17 protein-coding genes are annotated in these 16,231 nt (G+C 45.3%); 7 read left to right on the top strand and 10 right to left on the bottom strand.

The features are described from left to right. Positions 1–35 precede the first annotated feature (35 nt). On the bottom strand, positions 36–1,247 hold the full coding sequence (locus A2517_RS01355; protein ID WP_294893571.1) for an aspartate kinase: 1,212 nt from the start codon (positions 1,245–1,247) through the stop codon (positions 36–38). Further along, the gene (locus A2517_RS01350; RefSeq protein WP_294893570.1) at positions 1,247–1,717 is read right to left on the bottom strand and encodes an RNA pyrophosphohydrolase; all 471 of its coding nucleotides are present in this window, start codon (positions 1,715–1,717) and stop codon (positions 1,247–1,249) included. The genes A2517_RS01355 and A2517_RS01350 overlap by 1 nt, the downstream gene beginning before the upstream one ends. 69 nt (positions 1,718–1,786) lie before the next feature. On the opposite strand from A2517_RS01350, the gene hemW reads away from it, so the two are divergent. The 6 genes from hemW to A2517_RS01320 all read left to right on the top strand — a co-directional run bounded on the left by hemW (position 1,787) and on the right by A2517_RS01320 (position 6,715). Further along, the gene (gene hemW, locus A2517_RS01345; protein ID WP_294893569.1) at positions 1,787–2,848 is read left to right on the top strand and encodes a radical SAM family heme chaperone HemW; all 1,062 of its coding nucleotides are present in this window, start codon (positions 1,787–1,789) and stop codon (positions 2,846–2,848) included. Positions 2,849–2,911: 63 nt separating this feature from the next. After that, complete coding sequence (tatB, locus tag A2517_RS01340) at positions 2,912–3,316, top strand: Sec-independent protein translocase protein TatB (protein ID WP_294893568.1); 405 nt, start codon at positions 2,912–2,914, stop codon at positions 3,314–3,316. Beyond that, on the top strand, positions 3,316–4,098 hold the full coding sequence (gene tatC / locus A2517_RS01335; RefSeq protein ID WP_294893567.1) for a twin-arginine translocase subunit TatC: 783 nt from the start codon (positions 3,316–3,318) through the stop codon (positions 4,096–4,098). The genes tatB and tatC overlap by 1 nt, the downstream gene beginning before the upstream one ends. Next, positions 4,091–5,119 carry a tRNA preQ1(34) S-adenosylmethionine ribosyltransferase-isomerase QueA gene (gene queA, locus A2517_RS01330; RefSeq protein WP_294893566.1) on the top strand — a complete coding sequence of 343 codons (1,029 nt, stop codon included), beginning with the start codon at positions 4,091–4,093 and terminating at the stop codon, positions 5,117–5,119. Before tatC ends, queA begins: the two co-directional genes overlap by 8 nt. A 51-nt stretch (positions 5,120–5,170) precedes the next feature. Next, positions 5,171–6,391, top strand: coding sequence for a molybdopterin-dependent oxidoreductase (locus A2517_RS01325; RefSeq protein ID WP_294893565.1), 1,221 nt, complete (start codon positions 5,171–5,173; stop codon positions 6,389–6,391). A 9-nt stretch (positions 6,392–6,400) separates the two neighbouring features. Beyond that, positions 6,401–6,715, top strand: coding sequence for a sulfite:cytochrome C oxidoreductase subunit B (locus A2517_RS01320; protein ID WP_294893564.1), 315 nt, complete (start codon positions 6,401–6,403; stop codon positions 6,713–6,715). On the opposite strand, the gene recQ is transcribed toward A2517_RS01320, so the two are convergent. From recQ to ilvC, 4 genes are all read right to left on the bottom strand, one after another. Next, positions 6,712–8,541, bottom strand: a complete 1,830-nt coding sequence (gene recQ / locus A2517_RS01315; protein ID WP_294893563.1) for a DNA helicase RecQ — start codon at positions 8,539–8,541, stop codon at positions 6,712–6,714. The two genes, A2517_RS01320 and recQ, sit on opposite strands and share 4 nt — an antisense overlap. A 31-nt stretch (positions 8,542–8,572) precedes the next feature. Further along, positions 8,573–9,349 (bottom strand): DNA-processing protein DprA, encoded by a 777-nt coding sequence (locus tag A2517_RS01310; RefSeq protein ID WP_294893562.1) that lies wholly within the window; start codon positions 9,347–9,349, stop codon positions 8,573–8,575. A 73-nt stretch (positions 9,350–9,422) separates the two neighbouring features. Further along, positions 9,423–10,457: a divergent polysaccharide deacetylase family protein gene (locus tag A2517_RS01305; protein ID WP_294893561.1), complete on the bottom strand. Its 1,035-nt coding sequence runs from the start codon at positions 10,455–10,457 to the stop codon at positions 9,423–9,425. Positions 10,458–10,515: 58 nt separating this feature from the next. Further along, positions 10,516–11,538 (bottom strand): ketol-acid reductoisomerase, encoded by a 1,023-nt coding sequence (gene ilvC, locus A2517_RS01300; RefSeq protein ID WP_294893560.1) that lies wholly within the window; start codon positions 11,536–11,538, stop codon positions 10,516–10,518. Positions 11,539–11,668: 130 nt separating this feature from the next. On the opposite strand from ilvC, the gene A2517_RS01295 reads away from it, so the two are divergent. Further along, complete coding sequence (locus tag A2517_RS01295; protein WP_294893559.1) at positions 11,669–12,346, top strand: hypothetical protein; 678 nt, start codon at positions 11,669–11,671, stop codon at positions 12,344–12,346. On the opposite strand, the gene ruvX is transcribed toward A2517_RS01295, so the two are convergent. The 4 genes from ruvX to yidC all read right to left on the bottom strand — a co-directional run. After that, positions 12,323–12,712, bottom strand: coding sequence for a Holliday junction resolvase RuvX (ruvX, locus tag A2517_RS01290; RefSeq protein ID WP_294893573.1), 390 nt, complete (start codon positions 12,710–12,712; stop codon positions 12,323–12,325). The two genes, A2517_RS01295 and ruvX, sit on opposite strands and share 24 nt — an antisense overlap. After that, a complete protein-coding gene (gene mnmE, locus A2517_RS01285) occupies positions 12,712–14,061 on the bottom strand; it encodes a tRNA uridine-5-carboxymethylaminomethyl(34) synthesis GTPase MnmE (RefSeq protein ID WP_294893572.1) in 1,350 nt (449 codons plus the stop codon). Before mnmE ends, ruvX begins: the two co-directional genes overlap by 1 nt. Next, positions 14,055–14,876, bottom strand: a complete 822-nt coding sequence (locus A2517_RS01280; RefSeq protein ID WP_294893558.1) for a Jag N-terminal domain-containing protein — start codon at positions 14,874–14,876, stop codon at positions 14,055–14,057. The genes mnmE and A2517_RS01280 overlap by 7 nt, the downstream gene beginning before the upstream one ends. Then, on the bottom strand, positions 14,863–16,231 hold a 1,369-nt coding region (gene yidC, locus A2517_RS01275), incomplete at its 5' end, for a membrane protein insertase YidC (RefSeq protein WP_294893557.1). The genes A2517_RS01280 and yidC, both read right to left, overlap by 14 nt.

The following is a 16,231-nucleotide window of genomic DNA, read 5'->3' as shown; positions in this document are numbered from 1 at the left end:
ATCGATTCTAATGTCCATTGATCAAATTGGCGCACTTATTGATCCAATGCGTACGCGCTGTGGAGTGAACGAACTGAAAGCTCCGCGTATTTTTCATCGATCACCATAGAGACTTTGATCTCGGATGTAGAGATCATCATAATGTTGATATTCTCATGCGCCATCGTTTGGAACGCTTTCGCCGCAACACCCGTATGGGATTTCATCCCGACACCGACGATGGAGACTTTACAGATATTTTCATCGTACGATGATTCACTGATCTCATCGGCAGCGATAAAGGTCTCAACCACTTTTTTTGCATCAAGCAATTCGGTTTTAGGGACGGTGAAATCGAGGTTGGTTTTACCGTCATGTCCTGAAGTTTGAATAATCATATCAATATTTACACTGTTATCGGCCAAACGGGTAAAGATATCCGAAGCAATTCCGGGGCGATCGATCACTCCGCTGAGTGATACGCGTGCTTGGTTTTTATCGAGTGCGATTCCGCTAACAAGTGGTTTTTCCATAATATTCTCTTCCTTTGTAATAAGTGTCCCCTCAGCATTGGTAAAGCTGGAACGGGTTACGAGGTTAACGTTTAGTTTTTTAGCAAGCTCAACGGAGCGATTCTGGAGTACTTTGGCTCCAAGGGATGCGAGTTCCAACATCTCATCATAGCTGATACGATCCATTTTCTTCGCTTTAGGTTCAATACGGGGATCGGTCGTATAGATACCGTCAACATCGGTATAAATTTCACATAAATCGGCGCTCAAGGCTCCCGCAAGTGCAACGGCAGAGAGGTCTGAGCCTCCGCGACCTAGCGTGGTCACTTGACCGCTTTCACTGACTCCCTGAAAACCTGCAACAACCACAACTTTGCCAGAGGAGAGTTCAGAATGCATCGCGCTAGGGTCAATACTCTCAATCCGCGCTTTCGTATGGATACTGTCCGTTACGATTCCCGCACGACGACCGCTCATTGAGGTTGCACTGTGACCCATCGCATTAAGGGCGATAGAGAGAAGTGCCGCCGTTACCCGCTCACCTGAACTTAGAAGCATATCCACTTCACTACGTTCGGGGGAAGAGGTGTAATGCTCCGCATAAGCGATTAGCTTATTGGTTTCACCGCTCATTGCCGATACGACGACGACGACTTGATGTCCCTCTTTAAGTGTTTGCGAGACTCGGTTGGCGACGTTTTGGATTCGCTCCAAATCACCAACGCTGGTTCCGCCGAATTTTTGAACAATTAGCATTACAGGTACCCCTTGGTTCTAAAATGGGAGATGACACGTTCGTAAACCGGTTTTTTAAAATGGGCGACATGGGTGAGCAATTCATCGCTATTAACAAATCGATACGCTTTAAACTCAGGGTGTTTGGTCTCTAAATTGATAACCGCCCCCTTTTTTAGACGTACGAGATAATAGCGCTGTTTTTGCCCGGCATAGGGAGCCATTTTGGCTGCGACATGGGAGGGAAAATCGTACGCGATCCAATCGGGATACTCGGCGATAATCTCTACCTTTTTGGTACCGATCTCTTCACCAAGTTCGCGAAATAGGGCTTCTTCGCTCGATTCACCCTCATCAATTCCCCCTTGAGGAAATTGCCACACCCCATCCAAATCACTCCGTTCGGCGATAAAAATATCTTTGATCTCAGGATACTCGTGAGAGACAATAATCGCCGCCACATTCGGTCGGTAGAACTTTTTTTCGGTCATTCGCCATCTTTAAGTCTATTTTGGAGGGGTATTGTAAACTATTCGCTATTAAAAATACTATAATCCCATATGCTTTTATACATTCACATCCCTTTTTGCGATAGCAAATGCTCCTACTGTGCGTTTAATTCTTATGTTGATAAATTCTCACTGCGCGAAGCGTATATGAATGCCCTCTTGATACAGCTCGAAGCCGAGCTTCTCCGCTTCAATGTTAGTCGTGACAATCCTATCGAAACCGTATTTATCGGCGGAGGTACCCCCTCTACCGTTGAAGCATCCCTCTATAGGCCTATTTTTGAGATGATAGACCCTTATTTAACAAAAGGGGCTGAGATTACCTCTGAAGCCAACCCCAACAGTGCCACTCGAACGTGGTTGGAGGGGATGTTTGAACTTGGGGTTAACCGTCTCAGCTTCGGTGTCCAAAGCTTTAATAATGAAAAACTGAAACTACTCGGACGCGCCCATCATACACAGCACGCCCTTGAAGCAATCCGAACTGCCGCAGCCATCGGCTACCGACACCTCAGTATCGATTTGATTTATGGTGTCCAAGGGGACACTAGGGCACTTTTAAAAGCCGACATCGATCAAGCTTTTACCCTCCCCCTCGACCATATCAGCCTTTACGCATTAACAATAGAGGAGGAGACGGCCTTTGAGAAAACTCCAGAAATCGCCGAAGAAGAGCTGGATCTCACGCGATGGCTCTTTCGTGAAATTACCTCCAAAGGGTTTGAACAATACGAAATATCGAATTTCGGAAAATACCGCTCACGTCATAACCTTGGGTATTGGGAGTATAAAGATTACATCGGCTTAGGCGCAGGTGCGGTCGGTTTTTTAAAAGAGAAACGCCTTTATCCCTCGAAAGATGTGGAACACTATTGTTCTCATCCAAACGAAATGTATGAAGAGTTGATAGAATCAGCCGCAGCGAAAAGTGAAAAACTTTTTTTAGGATTTCGCAGTTGTGTCGGAGTCGATGAAAATGAACTGAACAACAATCAAAAACTCCAAGCAGAACTTCTGATGCGTGAGGGGATGCTTCAGCACCGTGAGGGACGCTATTTTAACACTGATTTTTTGCTTGCCGATGAAATCGCTCTCAGAGTAGAAGGGTTTTAAACTTTCTTTGGATAAAATCTCTGCTTCATTAAATGTTTTAGATACGCCAAAGGGATAATCACAATGTTTGGAATGGGTATAGGCGAAATATTTCTTATTATTATTATAGCTATTTTATTTTTAGGGCCGGACAAGCTCCCCTCTACAATGGTAGAAATCGCAAAATTTTTCCGACAGGTCAAAGGGACGGTCAGCAGTGCAAAAGCAACGCTCGAAGAGGAGATGAAGTTTGCCGATATGAAACAAGAGGCACTTAACTACAAAAAAGAGCTTACCGATGCGAGTGCGGAGTTGGAGAGAATGACCAATGTTACCGAAATCGGCAGTGAACTAAACGTCCTTAAAAATGAGATTAATCTCGATATTCCGCCGCCGGCACCTTCCGCTCCGAAAGAGGCCGAAGTGATCACTTTTGCTCCAAAAACCAAGCAGCAACCTAAATTAGAATTTGAAGATGAGAAAGCCTAATGTTTGAAGATTTAAAACCCCATTTAGCCGAATTACGTAAACGGCTCGGCATCAGTGTCGCTGCCGTTATCATCATGTTTTTTGTCATGTTTAACTTTCACGAAGCGCTTTTAGCCTGGGTCACTGCACCTCTAGCCGAAGCAATCGCTTCCGTTGCCAAAGTCTCTACCAAAGCGGCTGAGGGTATGATTACCACCACTCAGCTCGGAGGAACTTTTTTTGTCGCAATGAAAGTCTCTTTTTTCGCGGGACTTCTCATCGCGCTCCCTATTATACTGATGCAATTTTGGCTTTTTATCGCTCCGGGACTGTATGCCAATGAGAAAAAAATGCTTATCCCTTTCGTCGTCGGGGGAACCGTTATGTTCGCTATGGGGGCAGCCTTTGCTTATTACATTGTCACCCCTTTCGGATTTAGTTATCTTATTGCCTTCGGCAGTGCCTCCTTTGTTCCTCTTATCAATATCGAAGACTATGTCGATTTTTTCACCAAAGTAATGTTCGGATTCGGACTCTCTTTCGAGCTTCCGGTAATCTGCTATTTTCTTGCCCTTTTGGGGTTAATCGACGATAAAGCAATGATCGGCTTTTTCCGCTACGCTATCGTCTTGATTTTTATTGTCGCGGCGATCTTAACACCTCCTGACGTTATAACCCAAATCTTGATGGCAATGCCGCTTATTCTTCTCTATGGAATTTCTATTCTTATCGTTCGTGCTGTTAATCCGGCACCGAAAGAAGAAGCCTATATGGCTGAAGACGAAGAAGAGACGATTGACTAATCTCGATCCACTTCTCACGTCAAGCTATCACTATGAGCTCCCTGATGAGCTTATAGCGACTCACCCCATCCATCCCAGAGATCATGCCCGCCTTCTCGTCTACAACCGATCCGATAAAACGATCACTCACGCCCGCTTCGACGCACTCGAATCGTTTCTCCCTCAAAATTGCGGAATTATTTTTAACGATACCAAGGTGATTAAAGCTCGCCTTTACGGCAAAAAAGAGAGCGGCGGAGCTATAGAACTCCTCATCAACCGCCCCCTTGATGCCTATGCGATTAATGTCTATATCAAAGGGCGCGTCAAACTCAATACACTTTTGCTTTTTGATGCCGATCTCACTGCCCGCATAACAGCCTTGAATGAAGACGGTTCAAGGGAAGTTAATTTTTATCTTCGAGAGTGTCGGATTCGTTTTGAAGAGCTTCTCCCCATTTTAGAAAAAGTCGGACACATCCCCCTCCCCCCGTATCTGGGGCGTGAAGACAACTCCGAAGATGAGCGTGAATACCAAAGCGTCTTTGCCCACTATGAGGGGGCAGTTGCGGCACCCACCGCATCACTCCACTTTAGTGATAAACTCTTTGAAGCCGTTTGCTCCTCTCATCCTCATGCCTTTGTCACCCTCCATGTCGGTTCTGGAACCTTTAAACCCGTCGAAGCAGAGATCATTACCGACCATCCGATGCACTCGGAATACTTTGATATCAGCGCATCGGCACAAGAACTACTCCATAGCGATATACCGCTTCTCTCTATCGGAACCACTTCGACCCGCACGGTCGAGTACCATGTCCGTACTCAGGAATTAAGCGGAGAAGCAAATCTTTTTTTACACCCGAACAATCCCCCACAGCGGGTCAACCATCTCCTCACCAACTTCCATCTCCCCCAATCAACCCTCTTGATGCTGGTCGCTTCCTTCGTCGGATTGGAAGAGACACACCGCATCTATCAATCGGCGATCGATGAAAAATACCGCTTTTTCTCCTACGGTGATGCGATGCTTATACTTTAAATTACGTCCTATTATGATAAAATAGTGATATTCCTTTTCAAGGCATTCGCTATGAGTAACATTAACCGCAGAAATTTTTTAGGCGCCGGCCTTATTTTAGGTGCTTCTACCCTTCTAGGGAAAGAGACCTCTCAAAAAATCATTACCAGTACGAGTGATTTCACCCCTCCCGTTATCGCATTTCCGGAGAAAAAACCGCTCAAAGTGATCTCAGATCGCCCACCGCTTCTTGAGTCGCCTCGTGATATTTTCACTCAGGCGATCACCCCGAATGATCAATTTTTCGTCCGATGGCACATGCCCGATATCCCGACGCATATTGATCTCAACGAATTTCGTCTCGAAGTCAAAGGGTCTGTTGAAAAACCTCTCTCCCTCAGTGTCGATGATCTGAAATCCAAATTCGAACCGGTTGAAATCACCTCTGTTCTCCAGTGCGGCGGTAACAGTCGACGATACTTTGCCGGTGTCGGTCCCGCAACGCACGGTGTTCAGTGGGGACATGGCGCTATGGGATGTGCCGTGTGGAGAGGTGTTCGCCTCAAAGACATTTTGCATATGGCCGGAGTAAAAGGGTCAGCTCGTTGGGTAGGTGTTAACGGCTTGGAAAAACCTGCCATGGAGGAAACACCGAAATTTTTCCGAGAAATGGAGATTGATGAAGCCCTCAGCGGTGAATTGATGGTCGCGTATGCTATGAACGGTGAAGATCTCCCTTATCTCAACGGTTTCCCGCTTCGTCTTGTTATTCCGGGTCACTTCTCGGACAGCTGGGTAAAAATGCTCTCAGAGATCACTGTGATGGATGAATACCGCAAAAGTTTCTTTATGGACGTTGCCTATACCGTCCCCGATAATGACTGTGAATGTGTTGTCTCCGGAAGTGATTTCGAATACAAGCGCAAACCTATTGCCGTGATGAAAGTAAAATCGGTTATCGGTTACCCTACCCCCAATACCGTTATCAAAAAAGGTTCCCGTGTCAAAGTGACCGGAGTCGCTTTCGATCAAGGCAAAGGGATCAAAGAGGTGATGATCTCCACCGACGGCGGGAAAAGCTGGAGTGCTACCGTACTTCAAAAAGATTACGGTAAATACGCCTATCGTCCTTGGGTCTACCAATGGGAACCAAAGGCAAAAGGTGAATACACGATTATGGTTCGCGCTATTAATCGTATCGGGAACATTCAGCCGCAAGTTGATGAAATCGGTTGGAATGCCGGTGGATACCAGTATAACGCTGTTGATAGTGTCAACGTAAAAATCGTCTAAGGCTCTACTATGAAAAAATTATTACTACTCACTCTTATTTTGGCATCAACCGCATTCGCTCAAGTCGCTAAACCGATCGAAATGCCGTATATCGATTATCCTATGGTGAAAGGCGATCATGACGAAGTAGCACAGCAATACTGCCTCATCTGCCACTCATGGGGTTATGTCTTAAATCAAGGGAAAAAAAGTCGACCGTACTGGACAGGAACCGTCCAAAAAATGGTAAATGAGTTCAAAGCTCCTATTGCTAAAGAGGATCAACAAACCATTATCAACTATCTCGTAAAACACTATGGATACGAGGTAACATCAGGGCATTAAACCCCTGCCTTCTCCTTCGACAATGCTCTGCAAACATCCAAAAACTGCTCACCGTATTTATCGTACTTCACTATCCCGATACCGGAAATCGCCAACATCCCCTCTTTCGTTTCGGGCAGTTTTTGCGACATTTCTAGTAGGGTTTTGTCACTAAAGATAACATATGCCGGAACCTTTTCCTCGAGTGCTAATCGTGATCTCACCCCTCGAAGTGCTTCAAATTCAGGAGTTTGCATCTCTTTGTTATGCGGTGTTTCCGATTTTATCGCTACTTTTGGCGGGTTGAGCGTTGTTTCTTTTAGTGTAACCTTCTCCGCCCCCTTTAAAATAGCAACCCCTTTTTCAGTAATTTTTACCACCCCGAAATCGGCTTGAAAAAGTCCCTCAATCTCTATAAGTCGATTCGCAATACTAAGCCACTCCTGTTTTGAACGATCACGACCGATACCGTAGACACTGAGTTTATCGTGTTGTGCACTCAAAACTTTTTGAGATTCTGATCCTCTTAGAACATCGATAACATAATGGGTACCGAAACTTTGTCCCGTTTTATGGAGAGCCGATAAAAACTTTTGCGACTCAACGGAAATATCAACGATCTGGAAACTGCCCGCTTCAAGACAGTTATCACATACCCCGACACAATCATCTATTTTATCTCCGAAATACGCGGCTATCCCTTTATGACGACACACCTCTCCGCTCGCAAATCGGATGGAATCATTTAATTGTTGCAATGCAACACGTTTATACTCACTCCCTCCGTCATTTTTTTCAATCAATGATTTTCGATTGACCACATCCGACATGGAGTAGAGCAATAATGTTTGTGCTTCCAACCCGTCTCTCCCCGCACGACCGATCTCTTGATAGTAGTTTTCAATAGATTTTGGCATTGAGGTGTGAATAACAAATCGGATATTGCTTTTGTCAATCCCCATACCGAAAGCCACCGTCGCAACCACAACCTGAAGGGTATCGTCCATAAACGCTTTGTGAACAGATGTCCTCTCATCTGTACTCATCCCTGCATGATACGCACGCGAAACAACCCCATTCGCATTTAAAAATCGGGATACCTCTTCCGTCTCTTTGCGTGAAAAAGCATAGACGATTCCGCTCTCTCCGTGTTTTTGCTGAATAAGTGCTAATAACTGCTTTTGCCCGTTTCCCTCTCGGTTTTTAGCTCTAATCGTAATATTGCTTCTAAAGGCAGCCGCTTTGATCAATACGGGATCATTTAAATGGAGTTGGTTGATAATATCCGATTTAACTTTTTGTGTTGCGGTAGCGGTAAACGCCGCTATACAAACATGAGGAAAGGTGCTGCGTATGGAGCTGAGTTTACGATAATCATCTCTAAACTCATGCCCCCATTCACTGATACAGTGCGCTTCATCAATAACAAAAGTATTGATTTTCAACTCCTGTAACAATTCGATAAATCCTCTTGTCGCCATTCGCTCCGGTGAAACATACAAAAGCTTTATCTTTTGTTCTATCAGCTCTTTGTGGATACGTTGCACCTCTGCTTCACTTTGCATTGAGGAGAGTGATTCGGCTTTAATACCCATTACCTTGAGTGCAGAGACTTGATCGTACATTAATGCCAAGAGAGGAGAAACAACGACGGTTACCCCCTCTTTTATAATGGCAGGAAGTTGATAACAAAGCGATTTTCCCCCTCCCGTTGGAAGGAGCATAAGGGTATCTTTATTTTCGATAATACTTCGAACCGCTAACTCTTGATGTTCTCTAAATACGCTAAATCCGAACACCTCTTTCAACGTTGCGTGTAGACGACTCTCCTCCGTGGCGATACTCATGATAAGACTCTTTCATTGGTTTTTATTAACTTCACACTACTGCTACTCTTCCGTTTCTCACTTCAATGATTCCGCTTAACTCCGCTTCAAAAACCTCACTCGGAAAGTGTCCCATTACCTCTTCATACGTCGGATTGTTGCGGCAAAAAGCTATAAAAGGGGTATCTTCACACCTATTTTTACCTTTTTGACTTATATGGGCAACAAACGAATCGATATCGTCAATCGCACTCGCTTTCCCCTCTCTCAAAAGCAGCCGAGTTGCCGTACTTTCATGAAGACGATGGGGGAGTACGTATATCGGTTTTTCCATTGCCAATGCATACTCCACACTGCGCATACTCCCGCTTCCGATATCGGCTTCCGTTACGATCAATGCATCTCCCAGAGCCACAACAATCTCATTGCGAACGACAAAACTCCACTCCCTTGCACCGAATCCAGGTTCAAAGGGGGTTAGTGTCAACCCTTGGTTTTCAATCGCCTCTATAAGCTTTGCATTAGCATTAGGATAGCGTACATCAATACCGCTAGGGAGAATCGCAACCGTATTTTCGGCACCGGCTCCGTGATGGGCTATGGCATCAACTCCTGCCGCCGCACCGCTGATTATCACTATTCCTGAGTGAGATAATTTTCGTGAAAGTTCCAGTGTCATCGCACGCGTATAGGGGTTTGGACGTCGCGTCCCCACGATCGAAATTTTCGGACGGTGCAATAATTCTACATTACCGCGATAATAAAGCTCCTCAGGATATCGCTTCATAGAGGAGAGTTCGGGCACAATAAAGGGGAGAGTGCTGTGCATGGATACTCTTTTTTTCTTAATATCCACAACAATATCAGATAGTTTCCAAAAAGATAAAAACTATGTCAAATTGTCAGATTTGCTCAATTCCAACCAGTTGAACTTCGCTGAGGAGTTCTTTTGACTCTATGAGTGCTTGTATGGTATCAGGACGGGGATGACCGATTGCGATAGCGGTACCGTGGCGTTTTGCTTTTTCTACCGCCTCTTTAATCTGCCGCTTAACATTGCGGACACCGTCTTGGTGATCGAGAAACACATCCCGCCCAATGTAGCGTATTCCTAGCAAAGTGGAAACTTCCGGTACTTTAGTTTTACCGATAGTACGACTGTCTACGAATTGTATCCCCTCTTTTTTGAGGAGACGGATTAATTTTTCCATCGAATCGCGATCCCCCGTAAATTTTGATCCGGTATGATTGTTGACATAACGGACATTGGGAAATAGCTGCTTAAGGGCAATAATCCGTTTTCCGATCGTCTCTTCCGAATCACCGACGTGGAGGGTAAAGGGTTCTTCATCATTAAAATCAATCGCTTCAAGGGGCAAATGAACCATATATCGGTTTTGCCGCTGCGCCAATTGTGCCGATTCAGAATGCCTTGGGCTCGGCGGCAAAAAGGACATCACCAACGGCAATCCGGTTGATTGAATGGCTCTCACATCTCGTGCGTAGGATACATCATCAATTATGATCACCAGTTTCGGCTGAGTCCCATCGAGTCGTTTTGGACGCACTGCTGCCGGAGGGGGTGATGCTTTTGGTTCTTTCGGTGCATATTCATGCTGGGGTTTGAGCGGTTCGCGTCTGTGTTCTTGCTCCAATAGTGCTTGAAGCTCTTTTTGAAGACGTTTTATTTCACTGTCATAGGCCGCTTCTTTGGATTTTGAAGGGGTTGCTGAATGCTCATCAATAGCTGCAATTTGTTCGATTTGTTTTACCAGATGCTGAGTTTGTACCCGCTCACGTATAAGTTCATCTTCAACCTGATTAAATCCGATAAAATAACCGATTAAAAGGGCGCTGAGAAAAATAACGAGGCCAAAAAGTCCCCATCCGATATATTTTAAGGTGAGATATTTACGATACAGAGGCTGTTTGTTCATAAAAGAAGGAACCTCTTTCTGCAGACGTTTTCAGAGCTTCGCGCTCTGAAAAGGGGGATTAGTTTGTAGCTTGGTTAACGATTTTGTTTTTAGAGATCCACGGCATCATAGAGCGTAATTTAACACCCGTTTGCTCGATCAATGACGCACGAGCGTTTGCACGCTCAGCGTTCATACGAGGATAACCCGCTTGACCTTCAAGGATGAAATCTTTTGCGAAACGGCCGTCTTGGATCTCTTTAAGAATCTCTTTCATTGCCGCTTTTGATTCTGCATTGATAACACGTTTACCGCTTACGTAGTCACCGTATTCTGCTGTGTTAGAGATAGAGTAACGCATATCCGCGATTCCGCCCTCGAACATCAAGTCGACGATCAATTTTAATTCGTGAAGACACTCAAAGTATGCCAATTCCGGAGCATAACCCGCTTCAGTTAATGTTTCGAATCCCGCTTGAACGAGAGATGCCGCACCGCCGCAAAGAACCGCTTGCTCTCCGAAAAGGTCAGTTTCTGTTTCGTCTTTAAATGTAGTTTCGATGATCGCTGTACGTCCGCCACCGATAGCCGATGCGTATGAAAGGGCAAGCTCTCTTGTTGACCCGCTAGGATTTTGTCCTACCGCGATAAGATCGGGAATCCCGCCGCCGCGAACGAACTCTGAACGTACGGTATGACCCGGTGCTTTAGGAGCGATCATCGTTACGTTGATATCAGCACGTGGATGAATACGTCCGTAATGGATGTTGAACCCGTGACCGAATGCGATCGTTGCACCGTTTTTCAAATTCGGCTCGATTTCGTTTTTGTAAATTTCCGCTTGGTTTTCATCCGGAAGAAGGATCATAACGACATCTGCATACGCAGATGCATCTGCTACCGTCATAACTTTGAACCCTTTAGCTTCCGCTTTTGCCCATGAGCTACCGTCTTTACGAAGACCGACAACAACTTTAACACCGCTGTCGCGAAGATTTTCCGCGTGTGCGTGACCTTGTGATCCAAAACCGATCATTGCCACTTTTTTGCTTTTGATTAATTCGATATTACAATCTTTATCGTAGTAGACGCTCAATGCCATAAAGGTATCCTTAGAGTAAGCTCATAGGCTTAAAATTTGGCGAATTATACTCCACTTTTGCATAAAAATAAATTAGCGCACCCTTATATCCTTATGCTAAATCGTTCACTAAGGATGGTGCGACGATCCCATGCTACAATTCACCCAAAAAAAAGAGGCATTTTTAATGAAAAAGTTCAACCTTTTTAAAGAGATCATTATCGTTGCCAAAGATGATTTTTTACGTGCCGCCAACTCGGCAAAACGGTTCGCCGTTCGTTATGACGGTAAAATCGTCTTTGAGCCGTTTAAACCTGATCTAATCGCAATTTATGAAGGTTCAATTCCCCCATTGTCTCCCCTTGCTACAAATTTATCCCGACCTATTTCTGAAATGCTCGGAAAAGATTACCGTATTGTAGAAGATGATGATCGGCTCCTTATCAAAGCTTCCGGTGCATGGCAAAGTATTATCGGATATAACCAAAAACGTGCTTTATACGATGACACGAGTGGTGATGGTATCGCCGAGTTTTCCGATAAAATATTAGAAGATATGGGATGGCACGCTACCGAATTTAATGTCGGTTATCGGGAAATCGTAGAGCAGTTTGAAGAAAAATGTGAGGGAATTTTGCTCTGCATCGAGCAAGAGGAGCCGTATCAGTTCAGTGGATTGGGATTTGTGTTTGACATAGAAAGTGCGAGAGAAATTGGATTTGACTATTGTGTCGCAAGCATAAAAGATAAACTTGAAAACGATGACTATTTTGCCACCCTCACCGATGATGAAGAGGAAGCGGCGTTATATTTTAAGATACCGCTCTAAAATAATCTTAGCCGAAAGAGAGTCGATCCGACCGTCGCGTTTGTAGCGGATTTCCCCCTTCATCAGCGCTTCGGCTTCTTGGGAGCTGTGGGATTCGTCTTGGTAGGCGATCTCTCCTACGAATTCGACGAGATTCATAAAGTGCGCAACACGTCGGCGCATCTCATCCTCTGTCGTGCTTCCCATCGGGATACCGACTACCACCGTCGTTGCTTCGTATTCGTTCAAGACTTTTTTGACATCGTTGGCCGCTTGGTTACGGTTACGCCGTTCCACTGCCGGAAGCGGTGTCACGATTCCTGCTCCTGCACTGAGTGCCAATCCGATCCGTTTTAGTCCTAGATCAATCGCGATAATCGTTCCCATCATTTCCCCAGACAAAACTGTCCGAACATCTTGTCAAACATCTCATCAAGTTCATACGGTCGGCTAATTGAAGCGACGGCACGTATCGCGGCATTGATGTGAAAGGAAAAAAACTCCAATTCTCCATCTCTTAGAGGTTCATACGCTTCATCAATCGATCTAACGGCTTTTTCGGTGGCACTGATTTGGCGTTGAGAGATCAGCATCATCTCCTCGCCGTCATTTTCATAATCCATTAGAGAACTCAGAACATCGATAAGAGATTGCATCTCTTGTTTACAGCTCAAGCGAATAGGAGTATAACCCTCTATCGCCGTAATATCAAACGATTCTTGTAAATCCGATTTGTTCAGCACACAGATAAAAGGCTTCTCTTCGCGGTACCGCTCGATTAAATCGATAATAGCTCGATCTTCTCCATCAATCTCACGTGAAGAGTCAAATAGTGCGATGACCACATCGGCATTTTCAATCGCCGAAATAGAGCGTTCGATCCCGATCCGCTCAATCTCATCGTGAGCGTTGCGTATCCCTGCCGTATCGACCAGACGGATCAAATGGGTACCGATACGCACCTGCTCTTCGATCGTGTCACGAGTCGTCCCTGCAATGTCGCTGACGATGGCACGCTCATAATCGAGAAGCGCATTCAGAAGAGAGCTTTTCCCGACATTGGGTTTGCCGATAATGGCAACCCGAAATCCCTGCATTAAACCTGAACGTCTGCGGCTCGATTCGAGTGTACGGGAGAGGGTATGTTTGATGTTTGCGAGTTTGACTTCGATCTGATCTACAACGTCTTGAGGCAAATCCTCTTCGGCATAATCGATCACCACTTCGGAGTACGCCAATATTTCGAGAAGCGCATCACGGATACCCTCGATGTATCCGCGCAACTCCCCCTTCATCTGACGCGCTAATATCCGTGCGGCATCGTCACTTTTGGCTTCGATGAGGGCTGCGGTTGCTTCGGCTTGAGTCAAATCTAAACGACCGTTTAAAAAGGCACGTTTGCTAAACTCTCCCGGCTCCGCCAAACGTGCCCCCTCGGATAAAACGGCGCGCAACAATGATTCGGCGACTACATACCCGCCGTGACATTGAAACTCCACGACCTCTTCGCCGGTAAAACTGCGCGGTGCTTGGAAATAAATTACGATTGCTTCATCGATTAACGTGCCGTCGTTATGGTGCAAAGAGGTTAAGGTCGCGTAACGTGGTTGAAGTTTGCTTTTTTGGGTAAGTTTTAAAGCGATCGAGAGTGATCGATCTCCGCTAAGACGGAGAATCGAAATAGAGCCAACGCCGTGTGCGGTGGCGATAGCGGCAATAGTGTCGTTCATCAATATTCGTGGTAACTGTTAATGATGATAAACTTACCGCCATCACGGGTCGAGCGGATAGCCACATAGCGATCGGGATATCGATCTCGTAACTGCTTGAGGGCGATTTGTACCAATACACCGTCCAACACCTTGGTTTGCGCACGGCCGTCTTGATCGATAACATCACAGACATTGATCAAATAACGGGAGATTGACTCTTCCTGATTTTTCAAGAACTCCGCAATTTCCAAACGGAGCTGCATTCCGTACACCGCATTGATCCAGTTGAAGAGCATATACGAGAGAGCTTTGTACCGATATCCCTCTTTACCGATCATCAATGCCGCATCGGCACCGGTGAACTCGACAAGGAGCGTGTTTTCATCATAGACACTGACATCGACAGCATTGATATCAAAACAGATGTCTTTAAAGAGGATGTTAATTTGCTCTTTCACTTCATCGGCACACTCTTGGGCTGAGAGTTGATAGAAGTCCCCTTCCATCTCCCCCTCTTCTTCAAAATCATCGGCTTGTTCGTAAAACTCATCACCCAATACCAACTCTTCAGGCTCAACGTATACGGAAGCTGTTTCACTCTCTTCTTCAACCGCAGGTTCTTCTTCAACAACCGGGTCTTCTACTACTGCAGTCGCCGTTGATACTCCCACGGAGTGAGGTAGATTCGCGACGATAATCGCCGATTTTTTAAAAAGGCCCAATACCCCTTTGGAAGGGAATTGAACGATCTCGACTTGAAGTGCGGTAACGGAACATCCGAACTCTGAAGCCGCTTTAGCGTATGCCTCTTCTAAAGTGGGAGCTTCAATCTTTTTCATGATGCTTTTCCGCAAGATGAGCTTCGTGACGTACTGCACGAGCCGCTTCGAATTGTTTGTTTACAAGATATTGCTGCGCAATTGAGAAAAGGTTATTGACGAACCAGTACAACACCAACCCAGCCGGGAACGTGAAGAAGAAGAACGTAAAGATAACCGGTAAAAATTTAAAGATTTTTTCCTGCAACGGATCGGTAAAGTTGCTCGGAGTGATCTTTTGCTGATAGTACATCGTCGCACCCATCAAAATAGGGAGGATGTAATACGGGTCCATACGTGAGAGGTCGGTAATCCATAATAACCACGGAGCCCCTTGGAGTTCAACCGCATTCAAAAGGACACGATAGATGGCAAAGAAAACAGGTATTTGAAGGATCAACGGCAAACATCCGCCCAACGGATTGGCACCATGTTTTTTGTACATTTCCATAACTGCGGCATTCATACGTGCCGGATCGCCTTTGTATTTCTCCTGTACCTCTTTGATACGCGGTGCAATGTCTTTGATCTTTTGCATCGAGACCATCCCTTTGTGTGTCAAAGGGTAGAGGAAGATACGGATGATAATGGTAAGAGCGATAATAGACCAGCCCCAGTTACCTAAAAGGCCATGCAACCACATCAAAATTTTGAAAATAGGGGCAGCTACGAAGGTAAACCATCCGAATTCAATCGCATTGACGAGAACCGGATCAATCGATTCAAGTGTTTTGTACTCTTTTGGTCCGATGTATCCGTTAAACGTAAAGTTATTCGCCCCTTCCAAATAGGTGACAGGGTTGTTGTTCACATCACGTTCAACCGTGACTTGAGTCGCTTTGTCAAACCCGTAAAAAATGGTCGCGTAATATTGGTCAAATGCAGAGACGAGATGAACGTCACTAAACAATGAGCGCCCCTCAACATCACCGTCTTCAAAAATAGTGGTGAGGTTATCGCCGGAATAAACCATTCCCCCGACAACCGTCATCATTTGTTCAATGATTTCAGGATGCTGCCCTAAGTAGAGAGAGTAGCGTTTTTCAGTTGAGAGAGCCACTTTCGCATCATAGTGACCATCCGCATAAAAAGTCAACGTTTTCGTTACCGTCAGTTCCGGAAGATTCTGACTCAATACAATGGTCGATTTACCGTTTTCACCTAAAGCGATGTTTGTAGCATTCGTCGTGTACGGTGTTTTTGCCGCCGCTTGATTAAGTGCTTCATCCGCAAAACGGATTTGAAGCGGTTTAGCGCCACTGCTTGCGATCAATTCCGAGAGTTTCCCGTCTTTACCGTTATGTTTTGCATTACTTAAAATGACCGAAGAGACCCGTCCGAGTGTATCAATTTTTAACGTAAATTCTTTAGCCGAT

Source organism: Sulfuricurvum sp. RIFOXYD12_FULL_44_77, from assembly GCF_001830725.1.
In the GTDB taxonomy this organism is placed as follows: Bacteria; Campylobacterota; Campylobacteria; order Campylobacterales; family Sulfurimonadaceae; genus Sulfuricurvum; species Sulfuricurvum kujiense_A.
This window is presented reverse-complemented; position numbering and strand designations above follow the sequence as displayed.